We start from the raw sequence: 21,740 nt of genomic DNA, 5'->3' as shown, positions 1-21,740 counted from the left end.
GAGGTCGAAGGCCGTGTGGTGGAGCCGCTCCCCAACGCGATGTTCCGTGTCGAGTTGGAGAACGGACACAAGGTCCTTGCACACATCAGCGGCAAGATGCGGCAGCACTACATCCGCATCCTGCCGGAGGACCGAGTGGTCGTGGAGCTCTCGCCCTACGACCTGTCCCGCGGCCGAATCGTCTACCGCTACAAGTAGAGCCACCAGTAGAGAGACAGGGACGTGAAGGTCCAGCCGAGCGTCAAGAAGATCTGCGACAAGTGCAAGGTGATCCGCCGTCACGGCCGGGTCATGGTCATCTGCGACAACCTGCGCCACAAGCAGCGCCAGGGCTGACGCACGACCACCTGCATCTCGCAGCTCTTCGCGCGACGCACGTAAACGTACATACGCGGTGCCCGTCCAGGCTTCGGCTGACGACACCTCCGGCGGGGGCCGGGGACCCGGGCGTACCACCCCTCCCTCCACGGGCCGGGTCGGCGTTCGGGAGTGGTGCTGTGGAAGACCCCCGACTTAACAACTGGAGCCATTGAATGGCACGCGTTTCAGGTGTTGACATCCCGCGCGAAAAGCGCGTGGAGGTTGCCCTCACCTACGTCTTCGGTATCGGGCGCACCCGGTCCAAGGAGATCCTCGCCACCACCGGCGTGAACCCGAACACCCGCGTTCGTGACCTGGCCGAAGAGGACCTGGTCAAGATCCGCGAGTACGTGGACGCCAACCTCCGCACCGAGGGTGACCTTCGCCGCGAGATCCAGGGCGACATCCGCCGCAAGATCGAGATCGGTTCGTACCAGGGCATCCGGCACCGTCGCGGTCTGCCGGTCCACGGTCAGCGCACCAGCACGAACGCGCGTACCCGCAAGGGCCCGCGTCGCGCCATCGCCGGTAAGAAGAAGCCGGGCAAGAAGTAGTCCTCAGCGGACGTACTGCGGGCATCCGGGTCACCGGGCGTCCGCGGAAACCAGCGGTCTTCGCTGTAGGACCGATCACCTCCCCTCTCCATCTGGAGTCAAGACATGCCCCCCAAGGGTCGTCAGGGCGCAGCCAAGAAGGTGCGTCGCAAGGAAAAGAAGAACGTCGCTCACGGCCACGCGCACATCAAGAGCACGTTCAACAACACCATCGTCTCGATCACGGACCCCTCGGGCAACGTGATCTCCTGGGCCTCCGCCGGCCACGTCGGCTTCAAGGGCTCGCGCAAGTCCACCCCCTTCGCCGCGCAGATGGCCGCCGAGTCGGCCGCCCGCCGCGCGCAGGAGCACGGCATGCGCAAGGTCGACGTCTTCGTCAAGGGTCCCGGCTCCGGCCGTGAGACCGCGATCCGCTCCCTCCAGGCCACGGGCCTCGAGGTCGGTTCGATCCAGGACGTCACCCCGACGCCGCACAACGGCTGCCGTCCGCCGAAGCGTCGCCGCGTCTGATCCGACACGGCCGGTGACGGCCGTGCGTCAGTAGCGTGGGTCCGGGCGGTATGTCCCTTCGGGGGCGTGCCGCCCGTACCCTTGTTTCATCTGTCGGGCATCAAATAGTGGGTGCCCACGACTGAAGGACCACACCATGCTTATCGCTCAGCGTCCGTCGCTGACCGAAGAGGTCGTCGACGAATTCCGCTCGCGGTTCGTGATCGAGCCGCTGGAGCCCGGCTTCGGTTACACCCTCGGCAACTCCCTGCGCCGTACCCTCCTCTCCTCGATCCCCGGTGCCGCTGTCACCAGCATCCGGATCGACGGTGTCCTGCACGAGTTCACCACCGTGCCGGGCGTCAAGGAGGACGTGACCGACCTCATCCTCAACATCAAGCAGCTGGTCGTCTCCTCGGAGCACGACGAGCCGGTCGTGATGTACCTGCGCAAGCAGGGTCCCGGCCTGGTCACCGCTGCTGACATCGCCCCGCCGGCCGGTGTCGAGGTCCACAACCCGGACCTGGTCCTGGCCACGCTGAACGGCAAGGGCAAGCTGGAGATGGAGCTGACCGTCGAGCGTGGTCGCGGTTACGTCTCCGCCGTCCAGAACAAGCAGGTGGGCCAGGAGATCGGCCGTATCCCGGTCGACTCCATCTACTCGCCGGTGCTCAAGGTCACGTACAAGGTCGAGGCGACCCGTGTCGAGCAGCGCACCGACTTCGACAAGCTGATCGTCGACGTCGAGACCAAGCAGGCCATGCGTCCCCGTGACGCCATGGCGTCGGCCGGCAAGACCCTGGTCGAGCTGTTCGGTCTGGCGCGCGAACTCAACATCGACGCCGAGGGCATCGACATGGGCCCGTCCCCGACGGACGCCGCGCTCGCCGCCGATCTGGCGCTGCCGATCGAGGAGCTCGAGCTCACGGTCCGTTCGTACAACTGCCTCAAGCGCGAGGGCATCCACTCCGTGGGTGAGCTCGTGGCCCGTTCCGAGGCGGACCTGCTCGACATCCGCAACTTCGGTGCGAAGTCGATCGACGAGGTCAAGGCGAAGCTGGCCGGCATGGGCCTGGCGCTCAAGGACAGCCCGCCCGGATTCGACCCGACCGCCGCCGCCGACGCCTTCGGCGCGGACGACGACGCGGACGCCGGTTTCGTGGAGACCGAGCAGTACTGAGCCGTCTCCCGGCCGGGGGCGCCCACGGGTGCCCCCGCGCCGGGTCCGGCCGCAGGACTTCCGCGGGGCGGCCGCCTCGCGGGAACTGACACCGGTACCTGATACGGCCGGTGCAGCACACAAGGAGAAACACCATGCCTCAGCCCGCCAAGGGTGCCCGTCTGGGCGGCAGCGCTGCGCACGAGAAGCTTCTTCTCATCAACCTCGCGAAGTCGCTGTTCGAGCACGGCCGCATCACCACGACCGAGGCCAAGGCCCGCCGCCTGCGTCCGGTCGCCGAGCGTTTCATCACCAAGGCGAAGAAGGGCGACATCCACAACCGTCGCCTGGTGCTGCAGTCGATCACGGACAAGAGCATCGTGCACACGCTCTTCACCGAGATCGCCCCGCGGTACGAGAACCGCCCCGGTGGTTACACCCGCATCACCAAGATCGGCAACCGTCGTGGCGACAACGCCCCGATGGCCGTCATCGAGCTGGTCGAGGCGCTGACCGTGGCCCAGGAGGCCACCGGTGAGGCCGAGGCCGCGACGAAGCGCGCCGTCAAGGAAGACGCCCTCAAGAAGGACGAGGCTCCGGCCGAGACCACCGAGGACGCCAAGCCGGCCGACGCCGCTGCTGAGGAGTCCAAGGACGCCTGAGCGTCCTGAGACCCGGGTACGGGCCCGCACCACCCTTCGGGGCGGTGCGGGCCCGTTCGGTTCTGAGAGGATCTGCGGGTGAGTGACGAGGCAGAGCCCGGTTTCGTACGGGTACGGCTGGACCTTTCCTACGACGGCAAGGACTTCTCCGGCTGGGCGAAGCAGACCAGCAGGCGCACCGTGCAGGGCGAGATCGAGGACGCGCTGCGCACCGTGACACGGTCGCCGGTGACGTACGACCTGACGGTCGCCGGGCGCACCGACGCGGGCGTGCACGCCCGCGGGCAGGTGGCGCACGTCGACCTGCCGGGCGAGGTGTGGGCCGAGCACGAGGGGAAACTGCTGCGGCGGATGGCGGGGCGACTGCCGCTGGACGTGCGGATCTGGCGGGCGGCGAAGGCCCCCGCCGGGTTCAACGCGCGTTTCTCCGCGCTGTGGCGGCGGTACGCGTACCGGGTGGGGGACCGGCCCGGGGGCGTGGATCCGCTGCTCCGGGGCCATGTGCTGTGGCACGACCGGCCGCTGGACCTGGACGCGATGAACGAGGCGGCCGCCCTGATGGTGGGGGAGCACGACTTCGCCGCGTACTGCAAGAAGCGTGAGGGTGCCACGACCATCCGTACGCTGCAGAAGCTGCACTGGGTGCGCGACGCGGAGTCGGGTGTGCTGACGGCGACCGTGCAGGCGGACGCGTTCTGCCACAACATGGTGCGGGCGCTGATCGGTGCGGCGCTGTTCGTCGGGGACGGGCGCCGGCCGGCCGGGTGGCCGGCCCAGGTGCTGGCGGCGAAGGTGCGGGATCCCGGGGTCCACGTGGTGCGGCCGCACGGGCTGACGCTGGAGGAAGTGGCCTATCCGGCGGACGCGCTGCTGGCGGCCAGGGCCCAGGAGGCCCGGAACGTCAGGACGCTGCCGGGGGCGGGCTGCTGCTGACCGGTCTGCGGCGCAGGGCGCGGAGCAGCCCGGCCGCGTAGTAGAGGGCGACGGCGCTGGGGACGGTGGAGCGGAACCAGCCGATGCCGGGTGTCCACCAGGCGTAGGCCGCCGCCGCGGTGAAGAGGAGCAGCGCCGCCGTGCGCAGTACCCACCAGCGCGCCGGGTGCGGTCCGTCCGGGGCCGGGGCCTTGGGGTGGACGCCGTCCTTCGTGGTCATGGTGGCCCGCATTCCGGCGAGGAACCCCCGCCGGGCCAGTACCCGTGCTCCCGGCAGCCCCGCGAGGACCTCCTGCTCGCCGCCGTAGCCCGGGGGCGGCGGCGGGAGGCCCAGGGCGGCGACGAGCTCGTCCTGGTGGCGGGCGGGGTCGCCGGCGGCCCGCAGGACGTGGGTCAGGGGGCGCGGGTCGCTCAGCCCGTAGAAGCGGGCGAGGGCGGTGGCCGTGGCGGTCGCCTCGGCGTGGCCGGTGGCGGGGGCAGCGATCTCCCAGGTGTGGTCCGTCACCTTCCTGCCCCGGTGCACAAGGGTGAAGGCGCTGCGTTCCGGGGTGCGGTGCAGCACCAGGGCGGGCCAGTCCTCGGCCGTGGTGAAGTTGCCGGCCGCCGAGGTGAGCGGATCCGTGGGGAGCAGGAGGGCGCGCCTGCCGCGCACCGGGTCCGGGACGGTCTCGACGTACGTGTGGTGGCTGCCGGCCGGGGCCGTCCGCAGACTGTGTCCGCAGACCAGAGCGGCCTGGGCCACCTCGGCGGGTCCGGTGGAGGCGATGGCGACCGAGCGGGGTGCCAGTTCGCGTTCCCAGTCGGGTGCGCCGGTGGCCGGGGGGCCGGGGGAGGGGCGGAAGAAGGGGGTCCTCGTCGCCAGCTCGACGCGGGTGCCGGCGCGGGCCTCCAGGAATTCGGCACGGGCCTCGCCGAAGTAGGCCCAGGGGAAGGTGGTGGCGTGCACCCCGATGCTCCGGAAGGCGGCGAGTGCCTCCTCGTGGCGGCGCATCGACCACAGGACCAGGGCCAGGTGGTTACGGAAGCCGGCGGCCTCCCGGTCGCCCGGGGCGTAGCTGTCCGACAGGGCCTGCGCGCGGGCCACCGCCGCCTCGGCGCGGGCGGTGTACGGGCCGGGGCCGGGCGTCTCCTCGTCGGATATCAGGTACTCCACGACGGCCTGGAGCGGCAGTGCGTGGAGCCGGGAGCCGGGGGGTGCCTGGTCCGCCGCACGTTCGGCGAAGGCGAACATCTCCTCGTGCGAGCCGTACCACTTGGCGCAGAGGTACTGGAGCGCCTGGGCGTGACAGCCCTCGTGGTGCGGGTCGCGTGCGTTCGCCTCGGCCAGACAGGTGTCGAAGACCTCGCGCGGGGCCTGGATGCCCCGGGCCTGCGTCAGTGCGATCCGCCACGGGACCGGGTCGCCGGGGTTGAGTCCGGCGGCGGCGGAGATCACCGGCACCGCGTCCCGCAGGACCGCGTGGAACGCCCGGAACTGGCCGGCCTCGATGTCCTCGGCCCGGGCGCCGGTCCGTATCTGCCAGGCCTGGCAGAGGTACTGGTCGGCCTTGACCAGTACGGCGTCGGGGTCCTCCGGGGACTCCTCCAGCCAGCTGTCCAGCCAGCCCGGGTGATGCAGCGAGGCCCGCGCGAGGCGGGAGACGCAGGCATCCCTGCGCTCCCACTGGGCGTGCTCGCGGGTGGCGGCGAGCAGTCCGGCGGCCGGGGCGTGGTCGCCCGCCGCCGCGGCGGCGAGGGCCACCCGCAGCGAGGGGTCCGGGGCGTCGAGGACCACGGCCTCGTCCGGGGGCAGCCCGGCGCCGGTCGCGTCACTGTGGCGCAGTACGCGCGGGAGGGTGAGGAGAGTGGTCAGACGCACGGCGGCGGGTCCTCGGTCGAGGGCAGGGACGGGACTGGTGCGTGGGGGACAGCTGGTGCGCGGGGCGGGGCAGCGGGGTACGCAGGCGGTCAGGTGACGGGGAGGCCCGCGGCCGCCGAGGCCTGGACCTCGCCGCGGTGACGGATCTGGCGGAAGGTGAAGTCGGTCAGGTCGTCGCCGACCTTGTACACGTCCTCGGCCCCCCTGGTGACGTTCTTCCCACTGGTGTAGCCGCCGACCGTGAAGTAGGCGTAGCGGCCGTAGGAGTTGGCGGTGCGCCGGCAGACGGAACCGCCCCGGCAGAAGGTGGGGACTCCCGAACCGCTCAGGGAGGCGATGCCGCCGGAGGCCTGTTCGGCCGCCTTCCTGGCCTCCGCCTCGGTGCCGAAGACGGCGAGCCCGACGGTGACCGCGATGCCGTCCTTGCTGTACGTCGCGCGGATGACCTGGTCGCAGCCGTTGTCCGCGAGGATCGAGCCGAGGGCGCCCTGGGTCGTCGTGGCGCAGCTCGCCGTGCGGGCGGTGGCGCCCTTGGCGTAGAGGCGGTCGCCCATGGTCAGCTTCCTGCCCGGGAAGAAGGAGTCCACGGTGACCGGGGCCTTGTCCTTCTTCTCGTCGGCTATGTAGTCCTTCGGGTCGGGCGGGGGCGGCGGTGCGACCGAGGAGAAGGAGGGCTGCGGCGCGGAGGTCTCCGAGGGCAGGTCGGCGGGGGCCGGCAGCTCGCTCGCGTTCTTGCCCGACCCGGAGGTGCCGCCGCCGGTCGTGATGACGGCCGTGGCCACGATCGCGGCGACCACGGCGGTGGCCAGCGCACCGCCGCCGAACATCAGCCACTTCCTGCGCCTGCCGCGTGCGGCGGAAGCCTCCGCCAGTGCCGCCCAGTCCGGAGTCCGGCTCTCTCCCGGCCCCCAGGAGGGCCCCCCTTGCCCAAAGCTCATGCGGCGAATCCTAGAGCCTGGAGAAACCGGTTGGGCCAGGGGTCGGCGGGCCGTGACAATGCTGTGCATGGGACATCTTGAAGCGGGTCATCTGGAGTACTACCTACCGGACGGGCGGGTGCTGCTCGGCGACGCTTCGTTCCGGGTGGCCGACGGCGCCGTCGTCGCCCTCGTCGGTGCGAACGGCGCGGGCAAGACGACACTCCTGAAGCTGCTCGCCGGAGAGCTCCAGCCGCACGGCGGTTCGGTCTCGGTGAGCGGAGGGCTCGGCGTGATGGCCCAGTTCGTCGGTTCGGTGCGGGACGAGCGCACCGTCCGTGACCTGCTGGTGTCCGTGGCGCAGCCCCGCATCAGGGAAGCGGCACAGGCCGTCGACGCGGCGGAGGAACGTATTCTCACGGTTGACGACGAGGCCGCGCAGATGGCGTACGCGCAGGCGCTGAGCGACTGGGCGGAGGTCCGGGGCTACGAGGCCGAGACGCTGTGGGACGTGTGCACGACGGCCGCGCTCGGCGTCCCGTACGAGAAGGCGCAGTGGCGCGAGGTGCGCACGCTCAGCGGGGGCGAGCAGAAGCGGCTGGTCCTGGAGGCGCTGTTCAGGGGCCCGGACGAGGTGCTGCTCCTGGACGAGCCGGACAACTACCTGGACGTCCCCGGCAAGCGGTGGCTGGAGGAGAAGCTCAAGGAGACCCGTAAGACGGTGCTCTTCGTCTCCCACGACCGGGAGCTGCTCTCGCGGGCCGCCGAGAAGATCGTGAGCGTGGAGCCGGGCCCGGCCGGTTCGGACGTCTGGGTGCACGGCGGCGGATTCGGTACGTACCACCAGGCCCGCAAGGAGCGGTTCGCGCGCTTCGAGGAGCTCCTGCGGCGCTGGGAGGAGGAGCACAAGCGGCTCAAGGCGCTGGTCCTGCGGATGCGGCAGCAGGCGGCGAACAGCCCCGACATGGCGAACCGCTACCACGCGATGCAGACCCGCTTCAAGAAGTTCGAGGAGGCGGGACCGCCGCCGGAGCCGCCCCGTGAGCAGGACATCAGGATGCGGCTGCGCGGCGGGCGTACCGGAGTGCGGGCGGTGACGTGCACCCGCCTGGAGCTGACCGGTCTGATGAAGCCGTTCGACCTGGAGATCTACTACGGGGAGCGGGTCGCCGTGCTCGGCTCCAACGGGTCGGGCAAGTCGCACTTCCTGCGGCTGCTCGCGGGGGAGCCCGTCGCGCACACCGGTGAGTGGAGGCTCGGTGCGCGGGTCGTGCCCGGCCACTTCGCGCAGACGCACGCCCACCCGGAGCTGCTGGGCAAGACCCTCGTCGAGATCCTGTGGACGGAGCACGCCAGGGACCGGGGTGCCGCGATGTCGGTGCTGCGGCGCTACGAGCTGGAGCGCCAGGGCGACCAGGCCTTCGAGCGGCTGTCCGGCGGGCAGCAGGCGCGGTTCCAGATCCTCCTCCTGGAGCTGGCCGGCACGACCGCGCTCCTGCTGGACGAGCCGACGGACAACCTGGACCTGGAGTCGGCCGAGGCCCTGCAGGACGGGCTGGAGGCGTACGACGGGACGGTCATGGCGGTCACCCACGACCGCTGGTTCGCGAAGTCCTTCGACCGTTATCTGGTCTTCGGCTCGGACGGGGTGGTGCGGGAGTCCACGGAGCCGGTCTGGGACGAGCGCAGGGTCCGGCGGGAGCGGTAGGGCCGGGGCGTTTTGACCCGTCCCGGGCGGGGCGGGTACTGTCGGTGGTTGTTATACGTATCGGCTCCGTCGTTCTCACGCGAACAGCCCTTACGTAGGTTCTCTGGAGCAGTTACCAGTGGCTCGCATACGGGCAGTGTCCCCGGCATTGTGGGCCCCAGCTGCATGATCGCTTCAGGGGTGCCATGTGTCTGGACCTCATCCACTGAAGAAGCGAAGGCTACGAAGTGCGTACGTACAGCCCCAAGCCCGGCGATGTCACTCGCCAGTGGCACATCATCGACGCCGAGGACATCGTCCTGGGCCGTCTGGCCACCACGGCTGCGAACCTCCTCCGAGGCAAGCACAAGGCGATCTACGCCCCCCACATGGACATGGGCGACTTCGTCATCATCATCAACGCCGAGAAGGTTCACCTCTCCGGTAACAAGAAGACCCAGAAGATGGCGTACCGCCACTCGGGCTTCCCGGGCGGTCTCCGTTCCGTGCGGTACGACGAGCTGCTCTCGAAGAACCCCGAGAAGGCCGTCGAGAAGGCCATCAAGGGCATGATCCCCAAGAACACCCTGGGTCGTCAGATGCTCTCGAAGCTCAAGGTCTACGCGGGCGACCAGCACCCGCACGCTGCGCAGCAGCCGGTCCCGTTCGAGATCACCCAGGTCGCGCAGTAGTTCCGGCCTCCCCCCTAAGACGTAAAGAAAGATCTGAGGAGAATCGTGGCCGAGACCACTGTTGAGACAACCGCTGACGACGCGGCGGGCACCGAGGGTGAAGAGACCTTCGCCGAGGTGACCACCTTCGAGTCGGAGGTCCCCGTCGAGGGTGAGTACACCTCCGAGTCGCTCGCGGGCCGCTTCGGCGACCCGCAGCCCGCGGCCGGCCTCGGCCGTCGCAAGAACGCCATCGCCCGCGTCCGGATCGTTCCGGGCACCGGCAAGTGGAAGATCAACGGTCGCACCCTTGAGGACTACTTCCCCAACAAGGTGCACCAGCAGGAAGTCAACGAGCCCTTCAAGGTGCTCGAGCTCGACGGCCGCTACGACGTCATCGCCCGCATCTCGGGTGGCGGCGTCTCCGGCCAGGCCGGTGCCCTGCGCCTCGGTGTGGCCCGCGCGCTGAACGAGGCGGACGTGGACAACAACCGCGCCACGCTGAAGAAGGCCGGCTTCCTCTCCCGCGACGACCGTGCGGTCGAGCGCAAGAAGGCCGGTCTCAAGAAGGCCCGTAAGGCCCCGCAGTACAGCAAGCGCTAAATATCGCCTGCTCGTCCGCTTCACACGTTCGCCCCGGCGGCACACACCGTGCTGCTGGGGCGTTCGTTTATCAGCCCACGCGGGCGTATAACGGCTTAAGACGTTTGCACGTTTATAGGGCCGGTGGTTCGAGGGCTGGTGGTTCCAGGCGCCCTTCTTTGCTGCGCCTTGCCTCGCCTTGCCCTTTTTTCAGTACGTTGGTTTGCGGTTTCGGAGCATCTTCGGAGGACACCAGTGGGACGACTCTTCGGCACGGACGGCGTGCGCGGCGTCGCCAACGCGGACCTGACAGCCGAGCTCGCGCTCGGCCTCTCGGTCGCGGCGGCGCACGTTCTGGCCGAGGCAGGCACCTTCGAGGGGCATCGGCCGACCGCAGTGGTGGGCCGCGACCCCCGCGCGTCCGGAGAGTTCCTGGAGGCGGCCGTCGTGGCGGGCCTGGCCAGCGCCGGTGTGGACGTGCTGCGCGTCGGTGTGCTGCCCACCCCCGCCGTGGCCTACCTCACCGGTGCGCTCGGCGCGGACATCGGTGTCATGCTCTCGGCCAGCCACAACGCCATGCCCGACAACGGCATCAAATTCTTCGCCCGCGGTGGCCACAAGCTCGCCGACGAGCTGGAGGACCGCATCGAGACGGTCTACGAGCAGCACCGCACAGGTGAGCCCTGGTCCCGCCCGACCGGCGCCGGTGTGGGCCGGGTCACCGACTACGCGGAGGGCTTCGACCGTTACGTCGCCCACCTCATCGCCGTCCTCCCCAACCGGCTCGACGGGCTGAAGGTCGTCCTCGACGAGGCACACGGCGCCGCCGCCCGCGTCTCGCCCGAGGCGTTCGCCCGGGCCGGGGCCGAGGTCGTCACCATCGGCGCCGCACCGGACGGCCTCAACATCAACGACGGCTGCGGCTCCACCCACCTGGAGCTGCTGCGGGCCGCCGTCGTCGAGCACGGTGCCGACCTCGGCATCGCGCACGACGGCGACGCGGACCGCTGCCTGGCCGTGGACGCGACCGGCGAGGAGGTCGACGGCGACCAGATCCTGGCCGTGCTCGCCCTCGCCATGCGCGAGGCCGGCCACCTGCGCAAGGACACCGTCGTCGGTACGGTCATGTCGAACCTCGGCTTCAAGATGGCGATGGAGCGCGAGGGCATCCAGCTCGTCCAGACCGCCGTCGGCGACCGTTACGTGCTGGAGTCGATGAAGGCCGAGGGCTTCGCGCTGGGCGGCGAGCAGTCCGGTCACGTCATCGTCCTGGACCACGCCACGACGGGCGACGGTACGCTGACCGGACTGATGCTCGCGGCCCGGGTCGCCGCCACCGGACGTACGCTCGCCGACCTGGCGGGGGTGATGCAGCGCCTCCCGCAGGTCCTCATCAACGTGCCGGACGTCGACAAGTCCCGCGTGGACACCTCGGCGGAGGTGGCCGCCGCGGTGTCCCAGGCCGAGCGCGAACTCGGTGACACCGGGCGCGTACTCCTGCGCAAGTCCGGCACCGAGCCGCTCGTACGGGTCATGGTCGAGGCGGCCGACATCGAGCAGGCGCGCGCCGTGGCCGGTCAGCTGGCCGACGTGGTCAAGTCCGCGCTCGGCTGACGGCTCCTCAACGCCCCGAAGGGCCCGGCTTCACGGCCGGGCCCTTCCGGCGTTGCACCGCCCACAGCGCCTTCTGGACCAGCAGCGTGCAGGTGCCGGCCAGGACGATGCCGGCCAGGTTGGCCAGCAGCTGCGCCGAGGACCCCCAGGTCTGCTGGAGGTCCTGATAGCTGAAGGCGACCGCGGCGTTGGCGGCGGCGGGCACCGTGGTCACCGAGATCGCCACGCCGATCAGCGCGCCCGACTTCGCCGAGGTCAGCGACAGCGTCCCCGCGATGCCCGCCAGGACCGCCACCACGAACGACATCCAGTCCGGGTGCCAGATGAAACCGGTGTTGGGCCGCTCCGCCTTGACCATGTCCTCGGTGAAGAGCCCGAGGGCGTCCAGCAGCCAGGCGAAACCGGCCGTCAGCACCATGGCCACGGCGAAGCCGCCGATCAGCGCCCACAGGGACCGCGCCACCAGCCGCGGCGCACGCTGCACCAGGGCCGTCGAGATCCCGGCCAGCGGGCCGAACTCCGGGCCCACCGCCATCGCGCCCACGATCAGGACGGCGTTGTCCAGCATCACACCGCACGCGGCGAGCATCGTCGCGAGGGCGAGGAAGGACACATAGGTGATGCTGAAGGTCGACTCCTCGTGGGTCACCTCGCTCAGCTCTTCCCAGAGCACCGCGTCGGCGCCCTCGCCCGGCGCCGCCCGTTCGGCCTCGTCGGCGTGTCTGGAGAGGGTGAGGTCCATGTTCTCCGCAGTGATCGACCCGGAGTTGTCGACGCCCATCTCCCGCAGCGCACCGATCAGTTCGTCGCCCGCCTCACGGGCCACGTCGCACAGGACCACATCGCCCGCCGGACTCCGGGCAGCACCCGTGAGCACCGCGAGATGGGCGGTGCCCACGGTCCGTTCGAGCAGCGCGACCACCTCGTCGGTGCGGTCGGCGGGCACGATGAGGCGCAGATGCAGCACGGTGCACCCTTTCCGGGGTCAGAGCTTGCGCAGTGACAGGCGCTGGACCTTGTGGTCCGGCCCCTTGCGCAGCACCAGGGTGGCACGGCCGCGTGTCGGCGCCACGTTCTCCAGCAGGTTGGGCCTGTTGATGGTCCGCCACATGGTGCGCGCGTAGTCCAGCGCCTCCGCCTCGGAGACCTGCGTGTACGTGCGGAAGTACGAGGACGGGTCCTGGAACGCGGTCTCGCGCAGCCTGCGGAAGCGGTGGAGGTACCAGCTCTCGATGTCCTCGGCGCGCGCGTCGACGTACACGCTGAAGTCGAAGTAGTCCGCGAGCCCGACCCTGGTCCGGCCGTCCTTGCCGGGCAGCGCGGGCTGCAGCACGTTCAGCCCCTCGACGATCAGGATGTCGGGGCGGCGCACGGTGAGCCGCTCGCCCGGCACGATGTCGTAGATCAGGTGGGAGTAGACGGGGGCCGTCACCTCGTCCTTGCCGGCCTTGATGTCGGCGACGAACCGGGTCAGCGCCCGCCGGTCGTACGACTCGGGGAACCCCTTGCGCGACATCAGGCCACGCCTGCGGAGCTCCTCCATCGGCAGCAGGAACCCGTCGGTCGTCACCAGCTCCACCCGGGGGTGCTCCGGCCAGCGTGCCAGCAGCGCCTGCAGGATGCGGGCGGTGGTGGACTTGCCGACGGCGACACTGCCGGCGACCCCTATGACGAACGGGGTGCCGCGCTGCTCGCCGTGCCCGTTGCCCGCGTCGCCCAGGAAGGTGTTCAGGGCGCCGCGCAGGCCGGAGGTGGCCTGGACGTAGAGGTTGAGCAGCCGGGAGAGCGGCAGATAGACGTCCCGGACCTCGTCGAGGTCGATGACGTCACCGAGCCCTCTCAGCTTCTCGACCTCCTCCGCGGTCAGGGGCAGAGGCGTCTTGTCACGCAGGGCGCTCCACTCGGCCCGGGTCAGGTCGACGTAGGGCGTCGGCGCGTGCTCGGCGCGGCGGGGGCTCCGTGCGGGCGAAGTGATCACGTGTTCATTGTCCCGGGAGTTCCGGCGGAGCGGGGGGTGGGGTCGGTCACGTGGGGAAGTGGTTCCGCAGCGGCGGAGCCGGCCTTGTGGGTCGCCTACGATTTTTTTGTACATGACCCACATGGCCCGCGTGCACCTGCTGGGAGCCTGTGGAGGATGCCGAGCGCCGCCACCGCGCGGAGAAGAACGATCGGTGATCCACCTGCTCGACACGTCCGGGCTTGTCCGGTTGCTCAGTGACGCCGAGTCCTTGTTCAGCGCCCGGACCGCGGTTCTCCGGATCGCCGTGAAGTAGGAGTGCGGCAAACTTTCCACGGATCCGCCTCAAGCAGTTCGTGACGGCCTTCGTCGGACGTGGTGCACCGGTCTTCCGTCAACCTCTCCGCCGCCCGAAGAGCGCGCCCAGCCGGCTGGCGGCCGTGCGTCGTACCCTGCTGCGTCGCTCCGGCCGGGGGATGCCGTCCGGGTCGCGGGGCGGCATGCGGACGACCGCCGCCGCCGGTACAGCGGCGTCGATGACGGCCGTGCGGTCCGGGGTGAGGCCCTTGTAGAGGGTGGGCTCCACGCGGATCAGGAAGCCGTCCAGGCCGGTGAGGTGCCGACCGCCGTCGGGGTGGACGAGGAGGGCGGCACAGGCGTCGTAGCGGATGACGACCTGACCGGCGGGCGTGGTCAGGGACACCGCGTCGGGGGCCACGGTCAGGAGGGTGGAGCCGTCCTCCAGGGAGGGGTGCCGGGTGCCCGGGGCCGTCGGGGTGTCGGTCGACCACTGCGGCGCCGCTGTGAACCCCGCCCAGTCCGCGCCCCGGCCGGGGACCTGGAGCAGAGCCGTGGAGTGCAGCTCGCGGGCGACCTCCCGCAGGTCGTCGGGAGTGACGCCGGCGAGTTCGGCCCGGTGCTCGTGCTCGGTGAGGTTGCTGTGGCCGGTCAACAGGTTCAGCGCGTGCGACGGCAGCTGGGCGGCCGTGACATCCGGGGTGTCGTACTGCTTGAGGACCTTCGCCCGGGCGGATTCGAGTTCCGCCTGCCCGATGGAGCCGGCCCGCAGCCGGGCCAGGACGTCGACGAAGCCGCCGACCACCGCGTCCTGCTTACTCGGAAGGGCGTCGGCGAACGCGGTGACCGTCGCGAATTCGTTGTCTCGCGGGCTGTAGTCGGCGTCCGCCGTGTAGGAGTAGCCGCCCTTCTGCCGCAGGTCCGTGAAGAGCGCACGCCTGAGCACCTCCGCGAAGAGGGAGGCCGCCGTCGAGCGCCGGACGATGCCGTCCATGACCACACCACCGCCGCCGCCGGTGATGTACGCCGGGGTGACGGGCAGGGCCGAGGTCGGGGCGGGCAGCGGGCGCGGGACACCCGCCGGAAGGGTGAGGTCCAGGCCCTGGGGCACGGTGTCGGTCGTGATCCACAGGACCGCGTTGTCACGGGTGAACCGGGTGTACGCCCAGTCGCGTACCGCGTCGGCCGTCAGATGCCAGGTGCCGTGTTCGCCGTAGCTGCTGAGCCCGTAGCCCTGGGCGCCGTAACGCCACAGGGGGAGCTGGTGGCCGGGGCGGCGGCTGCGGCCCGCCGCCTCGGTGCGCAGGATCTCGCGCTCGGTCTCCAGCCGCTCCAGCGGCAGGTCACGCAGGGCCGCGCAGACACCGTTGAGGTAGGTGACGACCTCCTCGGGCGTGCCGGTGGCGTGGAAGAGGGTGTACGTGACGCCGGTGGCGCCGTTGTAGTGCAGGTCGGACAGGCCGTGGCGGTGCAGGGCGAGGTGTTCGACGAGATGGGTGATGCCCGTGGTGGCGAGCGTCTCGTCGGCCACGCCGACCCGGAAGAGGAGTCCTGCCGTCACCGGCCCGGAGGCGGCGGTGAGCACGGTGCGGATGCCGTCGACCTCCGTCCGGCGGATGGGGGGCGTGGTCGGGCCGAGCCCCTGGGTCGTCCGAGACATCGCTTCAGCCCTTCGCCAGCGCGGTTCTGCGGTGCTTGAGGAACTGGACCTCTTTGTCGCCGACGTGGTGCCAGGGCGACTCGGTGGCCTTGTTGCCGAGGGTGCGGAAGAACGGCGCGGCCTCACGGTGGTGGCCGCCCAGGCAGAGTGCCCCCGCGAACGTGTTGTGGTCGCCGATCCAGTCGAAGCCGGGCCGGTAATCGGGGTGTTGTACGGACCGGGCGGCGGCGGCCAGGATCTCGTCCCGGACCTCCGCCGAGCGCAAGTAGTCGCTGGGGTTGATGTCGGAGTCGTCCAGCCAGCGCTCCAGGTGCACTTCGGCGACGAGCCGGCCCGCGTGGCTGCCGGGAGGCGCCGACTCCAGGCAGGTGCGGACGAACGCGTGGGCCTCCTCCCAGCTTCCGCCCCACTTGGGGCACAGCCGCTGGAGCAGGGAGGACTGTGCGGAGATGTGGTGCGGGTGGTGCTCGGCCAGCCGCTCGTAACGCCGCCGTACCTCGCTCAGCCCGAGTTGGAGCCCCCGCGCGGTGGTCAGCCGGGCCGCCCATGCCATCGCGTACGCGGGGTGCTCGGCGCACACGTCGATGAGCAGTTGCTCCGCGCGCCGCAGCCACCCATGGAACTGCTGGAACTGCTCACGCGAGACGTGTTCGGCGGTGTACGCACTGCGGATGTCCCAGCCGATGACGATGTAACGCCTGGCGAGCAGGGTGCGGGCGAGCGCGGAGCGAGGCTGCGTGGCCACCGCCCGTTCCAGGAACCGCTGGGAGGTGCTCAGGCGGTCGACGACCCCGGCGGCGACCGCGCGGTCGTCCTCATGGCCGATGAACTCGAAGTACGCCTCCACCGTCCCCCAGTCGTCGTCGCGCAGGGCGCCCCGCAGGTCGGCCAGGGAGGGGATCGTGACGCACGGATCGAATTCCGCGCGTATCGGGGGAGCGGTGCGGGACATGACCATCCTCGGAGCGGACACGGCCGTTGCCGCACGGGCTCGAACGAAATCGAGGGATGTGGGCACGCAGACGAGTGGCGGGCAGCAGCAGTGAGGGGGGAAGCCGCAGGTTAGCAGCCTCCGCTGACAGGGACACAGCGAATTCTGCGTGGGCTTCCGAGGCGCTGCGTACGTGCTGGTGCGCCCCGCCCGGGAGGAGCGGGGCCGCGTGCCTCAGGGCTTGGCTCCCTTGGCGTCCACGACGGCTGCGGCGGTGCGGTCCTGCGTGACGATGAAGCGCAGGACCGCGCCTCAGCGGCGTTCCAAGGTCCCGGCCTGCACGGCGCCTATGAAGTGCCGCAGGGCGTCGGCGCTCGTGGCGACGACGGTACGGGGGGCCTTGCTGTCGCGGAGTCGGACGGTGCCGTCGGGGGCGATGGCGAGGTTGACGCAGTTTGCGCCCTCGGCGCTGTAGGAGGACGTTCGCCAGCTCAATGCCTGCACAGGGGGTTCCTCTCTCAGTTGTTCCGAGAAACGCGTCGGATGAGATCCCGGGACCGACTGGGTGAAAGCGCGCGGGCCTCCATGCGGTCCAGTACGGCTCGGTAGCGCGCCAGCTGCGCCTCGGCATCGAGAAACACGCAGGCGTGGTCGGAGTCGAGCACGACGGTGTCGAGTTGGGGCACCAAGCCCGAGGCGTAGCTGATCGGCTGGCCGGACGCCGGAAAGGACGCCTCCCCGAACGGGACCACGAGGAGGGTGATGTTGTCCCGCTCGCTGACCTCCAGCAGGTGTGCGAGCTGGTCCCGCGCCACCTCGGGCCCGCCGATTCCCATGCGAAGAGCCGCCTCGTGCACGACGGCCGTGTAAGGCGTGGGCGTGTCCTCGTACAGGACTGCTTGGCGTTTGATGCGGTAGGAGACCCGGTGTTCGACCTCGTGCTGGCGCATGGGCGGAACGCTCTCGGCCATGACAGCGCGAGCATGAGCAGTGGTCTGGAGGAGGCCGGGCATATGGATGACCACGGCTACCCGCAGGGAGACCGCCTGGCTCTCGAGCTCCGCGATATCGACCATCGCGGGAGGCAGCAGCTCTTGGTACTCGTCCCACCACCCGCGTGGGCGGGTACCGGTCATCGAGGCGAGCGCCTCGGCGTAGGCGTCATCCGTGCACGCGTAGTTACGCGTCATCGTGCGCACCCGGTCGGCGCTGACCGCGTACCGGCCGGCCTCGATGTTGCTGATGCGTGACTGAGGTCCGCCCAGTAGCGAGGCCGCCTCGGTGGAAGTGAGTCCTGCCCGCTCGCGGAGCTTGCGCAATTCGGAACCCAGGCGCTGCTGGCGCACGGTCAGGGTGGTACGGGCCTGCATCGAACCTGCTCCAAGGGTCACTCGCACGAGTGGAGTTGTAATAGCTTCCGGTCATTTTTGTAAGAGCTTACAATTCTGACGCTACGGTGTGACCCAAGCCACTCGACCGGACGGGCCCGTAAGCCGGAAGCGCACCGCACCCCGCGACACTGCCACCGCACGGTTCCACCGCCGAGTGAATCAACTTCACCTCCCCGCAGGAGACTTCCGTGGACACCGTATCGCCGCAGGCCCCCTGGTCGTACGTCCTTCAACTCCCGCACGACCGGCGGGCTCCGAGGGTGGCGCGCATGACGCTGCGAGCCGTGTTGCTCGGTCATGGGCTGGAGGAACTGGTCGACACCGCCGAGCTGCTGGCGTGCGAGCTGGTCACCAACGCCTACCGGTACTCGGACGGGCACGCGACCCTGCGGCTGCGCCACATGGAAGGGGGCAGACTCCGGGTCAGCGTGTGGGACACCAATCCTGTGATCCCCGCACCCTTCGGCAGGCCCCCGGGCGCCCTCGCACCGCTGCGCGCCCCCGCCCCGGATGCCTGCACCGCTGACGGCGGGCGGGGGCTCCTCCTCGTGCAGAGCTGCGCCGACAGCTGGGGCGGCTATCCGCTCGGCGACGACCTCTTCGGCCGGAGCGGCAAGCTGCTGTGGTTCGAGCTCGCTCCCCGCCCGGAGCCGGTCCTTGCGGCCTGAACGTACGCCTGGCCGAGGTCTCGGCCGTGGCAGTGATTGTCCGGTGCCGGCAGGAGGGGGCGCCCGTATGCCGGCCGTGCACCGGCTGACGCGGTCACATCGCGACTGCCGGTCGGACGAGGAGGTGAGGGGAATGGGCGTTGCCGCCGGCCACGCCGGGCCTTGGACCGTCGCCGACGTCCTGGCTCTGCCCGAAGACCGCACCACCCGCTACGAGCTGCTGGGGGAGTCCCTCGTGATGTCCCCCAGCCCCCGGCGGCCGATCCGGCCGGCCTCTCCCGGCAGTAGTCGCCGTCCGGTGAGGCCGACGGACGTGCCCCCGCAGCCGGGCCGCTCGGGCATGTCGGAAGCCGGGCAGAGGGGTGGTGCGGGCCTTAGGGTGCCGATATGTGTGGAATCGTGGGTTATGTCGGGGCGCAGTCGGCGCAGGATGTCGTCGTCGCGGGGCTGAAGCGGCTGGAGTACCGGGGGTACGACTCCGCGGGGGTCGCCGTCCTCGCGGACGGCGGGCTGGCTGCCGCCAGGAAGGCCGGGAAGCTCCTCAATCTGGAGAAGGACCTCAAGGACCGGCCGCTGCCGGCCGGGAACACCGGGATCGGGCACACCCGTTGGGCCACGCACGGCGGGCCCACCGACGCCAACGCCCACCCGCACCTCGACAACGCCGGCCGGGTCGCCGTCGTGCACAACGGGATCATCGAGAACTTCGCCGTCCTGCGCGAGGAGCTGGCCGGGCGGGGCCACGACCTGACCTCCGAGACCGACACCGAGGTGGTGGCCCATCTGCTCGCCGAGGCGTACTCCTCGGGCGGTGACCTGGCGGAGGCCATGCGGCAGGTGTGCCGGCGGCTGGAGGGTGCGTTCACCCTGGTCGCCGTGCACGCGGACGAGCCCGGCACGGTGGTCGGGGCGCGCCGGAACTCACCGCTCGTCGTGGGGGCCGGCGAGGGAGAGATGTTCCTGGCCTCCGATGTGGCCGCCTTCATCGCGCACACGCGGGACGCGATCGAGCTGGGCCAGGACCAGGTGGTCGAGCTGCGCCGGGACGGGGCGGTGGTCACCGGCTTCGACGGCCGGCCCGCCGAGGTGCGCGAGTACCACGTGGACTGGGACGCGTCGGCCGCGGAGAAGGGCGGTTACGCCTCCTTCATGCTCAAGGAGATCGCCGACCAGCCCAAGGCCGTCGCCGACACGCTGCTCGGCCGGGTCGACGGTTCGGGCGCGCTCCACCTCGACGAGGTGCGCATCCCGCAGGGTGTGCTCCGCGAGGTCGACAAGGTCGTCGTCGTCGCCTGCGGGACCGCCTTCCACGCCGGGATGATCGCCAAGTACGCCATCGAGCACTGGACCCGGCTGCCCTGCGAGACGGAACTCGCCAGCGAGTTCCGCTACCGCGATCCGATCCTGGACCGGCGCACCCTCGTCGTCGCCATCTCGCAGTCGGGCGAGACGATGGACACGCTGATGGCGGTCCGGCACGCCCGTGAGCAGGGCGCGAAGGTCCTCGCCGTCTGCAACACCAACGGGTCGACCATCCCGAGGGAGTCGGACGCCGTCCTCTACACGCACGCCGGACCGGAGGTCGCCGTCGCCTCCACCAAGGCGTTCCTGACGCAGCTCGTCGCCTGCTACCTCGTCGCGCTGTACCTCGGCCAGGTGCGCGGCACCACGTGGGGCGACGAGATCCGCACCGTCGTGCGCCAGCTCTCCGAGATGTCCGGCGCGGTCGGGCGCGTGCTGGCGACCATGGAGCCGGTCCGCGAACTGGCCCGCTCCCTGTCCGCCCACGGCACCGTGCTCTTCGTGGGCCGGCACGTCGGCTACCCGGTGGCGCTGGAAGGCGCGTTGAAACTCAAGGAGCTCGCGTACATGCATGCCGAGGGCTTCGCCGCCGGGGAGCTCAAGCACGGGCCGATCGCGCTGATCGACGAGGGCCTGCCGGTCGTCGTGATCGTGCCGTCCCCACGCGGCCGTTCGGTGCTGCACGACAAGATCGTGTCGAACATCCAGGAGATCAGGGCCCGGGGCGCCCGTACCGTCGTCATCGCCGAGGAGGGCGACGACGAGGTCGTACCGTACGCCGATCACCTCATCAGGATCCCGGTTACGCCTACGCTGCTTCAGCCGCTGGTCGCCACGGTGCCGTTGCAGGTCTTCGCCTGCGAGCTGGCGACCGCCCGGGGCAACGAGGTGGACCAGCCGCGCAATCTGGCGAAGTCCGTGACAGTCGAATGAGTGAGTGAGCGCGTGATCATTGGGGTCGGGATCGATGTGGCGGAGATCGAGCGCTTCGGCGCCGCGCTGGGGCGTACCCCCCAGCTGGCCGAACGGCTGTTCCTGGAGAGGGAGTTGCTGCTGCCCGGCGGGGAGCGGCGGGGGATCGCCTCGCTGGCGGCCAGATTCGCCGCGAAGGAGGCCCTGGCCAAGGCGCTCGGCGCGCCGGGCGGGCTGCTCTGGACCGATGCCGAGGTGTGCGTCGAGGACAGCGGGCGGCCACGCCTGGAGGTCCGCGGGACCGTCGCTGCGAAGGCGGCCGAACTCGGCGTCCGTACCTGGCACGTCTCGCTCAGCCACGACGCGGGGGTGGCGTCCGCCGTGGTGATCGCGGAGGGTTGACGGTATGCGACATGCCTACAGCGCCGAAACCGTACGGACCGCCGAGAAGGCACTCATGGCACGGCTGCCGGAAGGGGCGCTGATGCAGCGGGCGGCCGCCGGCCTCGCGGTGGCCTGCGGTGACCTGCTCCGGCGCAACGGGCGGGTGTACGGGTCCCGGGTGCTCCTCCTCGTCGGCAGCGGTGACAACGGCGGCGACACGCTGTACGCGGGGGCCCGGCTGGCCCGGCGCGGAGCCGGCGTACGGGCCCTGCTGACCTCGCCCGACAAGGTCCACCGGGCCGCACTCGCCGCCCTGCTGGCGGCGGGCGGGCAGGTCCTGGACAGCCCCGAAGGGCTGCCCCCCGTCGACCTCGTCGTCGACGGGATCACCGGGATCGGCGGACGCGGCGGTCTGCGCCCCGAAGCCGCCGAGCTGGTCCGCACGGTCACCGCAGGCCGCGCGCCCGTGCTCGCGGTGGACCTGCCGAGCGGGGTCGAGGCGGACACCGGCCAGGTGCTCGGCCCGGCCGTGCGGGCGGACGCGACGGTCACCTTCGGTGCCTACAAGCCGGGGCTGCTCATCGACCCGGCCGCCGGGCACGCGGGCGCGCTCCGGCTCGTCGACATCGGTCTGGCGGCGGAACTGCCCGCACGGCCGGACCTGGAGGCCCTCCAGTACGCCGACGTGGCCGCCCTGCTGCCCGTCCCCGGCGCCGGGAGCGACAAGTACCGGCGCGGGGTCGTCGGGGTGG

The 21,740-nt window shown here is 70.7% G+C and carries 23 protein-coding genes; 15 read left to right on the top strand and 8 right to left on the bottom strand.

What is annotated here, in order from left to right; genetic code table 11:
• From infA to truA, 7 genes are all read left to right on the top strand, one after another.
• Window positions 1–198, top strand: a 198-nt coding sequence (gene infA, locus VN520_RS18190; protein ID WP_325747977.1) for a translation initiation factor IF-1, incomplete at its 5' end; no start/stop codon positions are given.
• Window positions 199–222: 24 nt separating this feature from the next.
• Complete coding sequence (rpmJ, locus tag VN520_RS18185; RefSeq protein ID WP_022925314.1) at window positions 223–336, top strand: 50S ribosomal protein L36; 114 nt, start codon at window positions 223–225, stop codon at window positions 334–336.
• Window positions 337–533: 197 nt separating this feature from the next.
• Window positions 534–914, top strand: coding sequence for a 30S ribosomal protein S13 (rpsM, locus tag VN520_RS18180; protein ID WP_325747976.1), 381 nt, complete (start codon window positions 534–536; stop codon window positions 912–914).
• A gap of 105 nt (window positions 915–1,019) precedes the next feature.
• Window positions 1,020–1,424, top strand: a complete 405-nt coding sequence (gene rpsK, locus VN520_RS18175; RefSeq protein ID WP_003956432.1) for a 30S ribosomal protein S11 — start codon at window positions 1,020–1,022, stop codon at window positions 1,422–1,424.
• A 136-nt stretch (window positions 1,425–1,560) separates the two neighbouring features.
• On the top strand, window positions 1,561–2,583 hold the full coding sequence (locus VN520_RS18170) for a DNA-directed RNA polymerase subunit alpha (RefSeq protein WP_003966937.1): 1,023 nt from the start codon (window positions 1,561–1,563) through the stop codon (window positions 2,581–2,583).
• 134 nt (window positions 2,584–2,717) lie between these two features.
• Window positions 2,718–3,224 carry a 50S ribosomal protein L17 gene (gene rplQ / locus VN520_RS18165; protein WP_325747975.1) on the top strand — a complete coding sequence of 169 codons (507 nt, stop codon included), beginning with the start codon at window positions 2,718–2,720 and terminating at the stop codon, window positions 3,222–3,224.
• Window positions 3,225–3,302: 78 nt separating this feature from the next.
• Window positions 3,303–4,157, top strand: coding sequence for a tRNA pseudouridine(38-40) synthase TruA (gene truA / locus VN520_RS18160; RefSeq protein ID WP_325747974.1), 855 nt, complete (start codon window positions 3,303–3,305; stop codon window positions 4,155–4,157).
• Here truA and VN520_RS18155 read toward each other — a convergent pair.
• Together VN520_RS18155 and VN520_RS18150 are read right to left on the bottom strand one after the other, a co-directional pair.
• Window positions 4,126–6,015 carry a hypothetical protein gene (locus VN520_RS18155; protein ID WP_325747973.1) on the bottom strand — a complete coding sequence of 630 codons (1,890 nt, stop codon included), beginning with the start codon at window positions 6,013–6,015 and terminating at the stop codon, window positions 4,126–4,128. The two genes, truA and VN520_RS18155, sit on opposite strands and share 32 nt — an antisense overlap.
• An 89-nt stretch (window positions 6,016–6,104) precedes the next feature.
• Window positions 6,105–6,953, bottom strand: a complete 849-nt coding sequence (locus VN520_RS18150) for a hypothetical protein (protein WP_325747972.1) — start codon at window positions 6,951–6,953, stop codon at window positions 6,105–6,107.
• A 58-nt stretch (window positions 6,954–7,011) separates the two neighbouring features.
• On the opposite strand from VN520_RS18150, the gene VN520_RS18145 reads away from it, so the two are divergent.
• The 4 genes from VN520_RS18145 (at window position 7,012) to glmM (ending at window position 11,486) form a co-directional block, all read left to right on the top strand.
• Window positions 7,012–8,640: an ABC-F family ATP-binding cassette domain-containing protein gene (locus VN520_RS18145; RefSeq protein WP_325747979.1), complete on the top strand. Its 1,629-nt coding sequence runs from the start codon at window positions 7,012–7,014 to the stop codon at window positions 8,638–8,640.
• Between the two features lie 227 nt (window positions 8,641–8,867).
• Window positions 8,868–9,311, top strand: a complete 444-nt coding sequence (rplM, locus tag VN520_RS18140; protein ID WP_030914195.1) for a 50S ribosomal protein L13 — start codon at window positions 8,868–8,870, stop codon at window positions 9,309–9,311.
• Window positions 9,312–9,356: 45 nt separating this feature from the next.
• Entirely contained in the window at window positions 9,357–9,893 is a 537-nt protein-coding gene (rpsI, locus tag VN520_RS18135) for a 30S ribosomal protein S9 (RefSeq protein WP_033297615.1), read from the top strand.
• Window positions 9,894–10,127: 234 nt separating this feature from the next.
• The gene (gene glmM / locus VN520_RS18130) at window positions 10,128–11,486 is read left to right on the top strand and encodes a phosphoglucosamine mutase (RefSeq protein WP_325747971.1); all 1,359 of its coding nucleotides are present in this window, start codon (window positions 10,128–10,130) and stop codon (window positions 11,484–11,486) included.
• 7 nt (window positions 11,487–11,493) lie between these two features.
• Here glmM and VN520_RS18125 read toward each other — a convergent pair whose 3' ends face one another.
• The 6 genes from VN520_RS18125 to VN520_RS18100 form a co-directional block, all read right to left on the bottom strand.
• The gene (locus VN520_RS18125) at window positions 11,494–12,453 is read right to left on the bottom strand and encodes a DUF389 domain-containing protein (RefSeq protein WP_325747970.1); all 960 of its coding nucleotides are present in this window, start codon (window positions 12,451–12,453) and stop codon (window positions 11,494–11,496) included.
• 18 nt (window positions 12,454–12,471) lie between these two features.
• Entirely contained in the window at window positions 12,472–13,464 is a 993-nt protein-coding gene (gene coaA, locus VN520_RS18120; protein ID WP_325747969.1) for a type I pantothenate kinase, read from the bottom strand.
• A gap of 373 nt (window positions 13,465–13,837) precedes the next feature.
• The gene (locus VN520_RS18115) at window positions 13,838–15,400 is read right to left on the bottom strand and encodes an insulinase family protein (RefSeq protein WP_325747968.1); all 1,563 of its coding nucleotides are present in this window, start codon (window positions 15,398–15,400) and stop codon (window positions 13,838–13,840) included.
• Between the two features lie 4 nt (window positions 15,401–15,404).
• On the bottom strand, window positions 15,405–16,352 hold the full coding sequence (locus tag VN520_RS18110) for a hypothetical protein (protein WP_325747967.1): 948 nt from the start codon (window positions 16,350–16,352) through the stop codon (window positions 15,405–15,407).
• A gap of 291 nt (window positions 16,353–16,643) precedes the next feature.
• A complete protein-coding gene (locus tag VN520_RS18105) occupies window positions 16,644–16,835 on the bottom strand; it encodes a DUF397 domain-containing protein (RefSeq protein WP_325747966.1) in 192 nt (63 codons plus the stop codon).
• A gap of 14 nt (window positions 16,836–16,849) precedes the next feature.
• Entirely contained in the window at window positions 16,850–17,701 is an 852-nt protein-coding gene (locus tag VN520_RS18100) for a helix-turn-helix transcriptional regulator (RefSeq protein ID WP_325747978.1), read from the bottom strand.
• A gap of 209 nt (window positions 17,702–17,910) precedes the next feature.
• On the opposite strand from VN520_RS18100, the gene VN520_RS18095 reads away from it, so the two are divergent.
• The 4 genes from VN520_RS18095 to VN520_RS18080 form a co-directional block, all read left to right on the top strand.
• Complete coding sequence (locus VN520_RS18095) at window positions 17,911–18,390, top strand: ATP-binding protein (RefSeq protein ID WP_325747965.1); 480 nt, start codon at window positions 17,911–17,913, stop codon at window positions 18,388–18,390.
• Window positions 18,391–18,777: 387 nt separating this feature from the next.
• Entirely contained in the window at window positions 18,778–20,625 is a 1,848-nt protein-coding gene (gene glmS / locus VN520_RS18090) for a glutamine--fructose-6-phosphate transaminase (isomerizing) (RefSeq protein ID WP_325747964.1), read from the top strand.
• 12 nt (window positions 20,626–20,637) lie between these two features.
• Window positions 20,638–21,006: a holo-ACP synthase gene (locus VN520_RS18085; RefSeq protein ID WP_325747963.1), complete on the top strand. Its 369-nt coding sequence runs from the start codon at window positions 20,638–20,640 to the stop codon at window positions 21,004–21,006.
• Window positions 21,007–21,010: 4 nt separating this feature from the next.
• On the top strand, window positions 21,011–21,740 hold a 730-nt coding region (locus VN520_RS18080; protein ID WP_325747962.1), incomplete at its 3' end, for an NAD(P)H-hydrate epimerase.

It is taken from the genome of Streptomyces sp. (assembly GCF_035563135.1).
In the GTDB taxonomy this organism is placed as follows: Bacteria; Actinomycetota; Actinomycetes; order Streptomycetales; family Streptomycetaceae; genus Streptomyces.
Note: the sequence above shows the minus strand (reverse complement) of the source record. Positions and strands in the feature narration are given on the sequence as shown.